This window comes from uncultured Nostoc sp. (genome assembly GCF_964245445.1).
Taxonomy (GTDB): domain Bacteria; phylum Cyanobacteriota; class Cyanobacteriia; order Cyanobacteriales; family Nostocaceae; genus Nostoc.
In genome coordinates, this window is the sequence record NZ_CAXTNE010000289.1 from 7431 (window position 1) to 9315 (window position 1885).

The 1885-nt window shown below is 45.1% G+C and carries 2 protein-coding genes; both read left to right on the top strand.

The window, feature by feature from the left end:
* Nucleotides 1-116: 116 nt before the first annotated feature.
* Nucleotides 117-953: a metal ABC transporter ATP-binding protein gene (locus ACFE90_RS31860; protein WP_375506326.1), complete on the top strand. Its 837-nt coding sequence runs from the start codon at nt 117-119 to the stop codon at nt 951-953.
* 14 nt (nt 954-967) lie between these two features.
* A complete protein-coding gene (locus ACFE90_RS31865; protein WP_229556339.1) occupies nt 968-1822 on the top strand; it encodes a metal ABC transporter permease in 855 nt (284 codons plus the stop codon).
* The last annotated feature ends 63 nt before the right edge of the window (nt 1823-1885 follow it).

A 1885-nucleotide genomic window follows, 5' to 3' on the forward strand; every position in this document is an offset into this window, starting at 1 on the left:
TGCAATGCCAATGCGTCCCCTTGCAATGCCAATGCATCTCCTTGCATTATTAAAAACACTACGTTTTTACGCAATGTACTTAGTTTATGTACCTCACCAACTGAAATCTGCTGTATATGCAACCAATACTTGAAGTTAGAAATTTAACCTGTGGTTATCAAACTCAGGCAGTGTTTACCGATCTTAATCTGACCCTTTATCCAGGTCAACTTACTGGTTTGGTGGGGCCTTCTGGTAGTGGTAAAAGCACTTTAATCAGAGCTATTTTAGGGCTGGTTCGTCCTTGGACTGGAGAGATTTGGTTTCGAGGAAGGCGCTTAAAGCCAGGAATAGCACCGCCTTTGGTGGGTTATGTGCCGCAGGTGGAAACGGTGGATTGGACTTTTCCAGTCACGGCATTGGAAGTGGTGATGATGGGACGTTACCAAAAGCAAAAGATGTTGCCTTGGTCTTCACGGCGCGATCGCCAAGTTGCCAGGGAACTCCTAGAGCGCGTTGGAGTTGCCCATGTTGCCCATCAACCCATTGGTAATCTATCTGGTGGACAACAGCAAAGGGTTTTTATTGCCCGTGCTTTAGTAGGAGAGCCGGAAATTGTTCTTCTAGATGAACCCACCAGCAGTTCAGACTTGCACGTTCAACACGAACTATTGCATCTATTGGCTGATTTGAATCAACAGGGCTTGACAATTATTCTCTCTACCCATGATCTCAATTCGGTGGCGACTCATTTACCTTGGGTAGTGTGTTTCAACCACGGTTTAATTTGTCAAGGTCAACCTATTGATGTCTTCACTCCCGCAAATCTTGAGCAGACTTTTGGTGGGGAAATGGTAGTTTTCTACCAACAAGACCGAATTTTGATTGCTAGCGGCGGTACTTCTCTACGCCATCAAATGCAAGATAACTTGCCCCAAATACTGCGCCCCTCCAACTCGTCGAAATCTGCTTAATCTAAATACTATATATGGATCTTTTACTAGCACCCTTCCGCTACGAATTTTTTAGCCGTGCGATTCTAGTAGGCATGATGGCGGGGCTATTATGCGGCATTATGGGAGTTTATATTACAACTCGCAGAATGAGTTACATTGCCCACGGTTTATCTCATGCGATTTTAGGGGGAGCCGTGCTGAGTTATGTACTAGGCTTGAATTTCTACATTGGCTCTGGAATTTGGGGTTTTGCTGCTGCTCTGTTGATTCAATATTTGACTGGACGGAAAATTTACTCGGATGCAGCTATTGGGATTGTGACGACTGCTAGCTTTGCTTTAGGAGTAGCTGTAATCAGTAGCTATCGCAAATTTAGCCAAAACTTTGAAGCTGCTTTGTTTGGTAATGTGTTGGGGGTTTCCCCTAATGATTTGTGGGTGGTGACTGGTGTAACGATTGTCTTACTCAGCCTCGTTTTCTTGTTTTATCGCCCGTTGCTATTTTGGTGTTTTGACCGGGAAGTTGCTCAGGTTCATGGTGTACCCGTTTTTGCAATGGATACTTTATTTGCTTTGATGTTAGCGACTTTACTAGTGGCGACACTGAATGTATTGGGGGTGACTCTAATTATTTCAGCAGTAGTGATTCCAGCATCAATTGCGCGATTAATGAGCGATCGCTTTGGCTATCTGATGATTATTTCCGGGATTTTAGGAACTGCGATTTCCTTTGTAGGTATCTACCTCAGCTACTACCTCGATATTGCCTCTGGAGCCAGTGTGGTGCTACTTTCAACTGCGATATTTGCCTGTGTCTTGCTCACCAAGAACCTGCAAGGACGGTATAAACGCCGTCTCCCTCCCCTCTCTACAAAACATCTCCCTTAGCAAGAGTTAGACTTATCATTTAGAGCGCAGTTCTTGCTGGGGGCAGGAGGCAGGGGGCAGGGG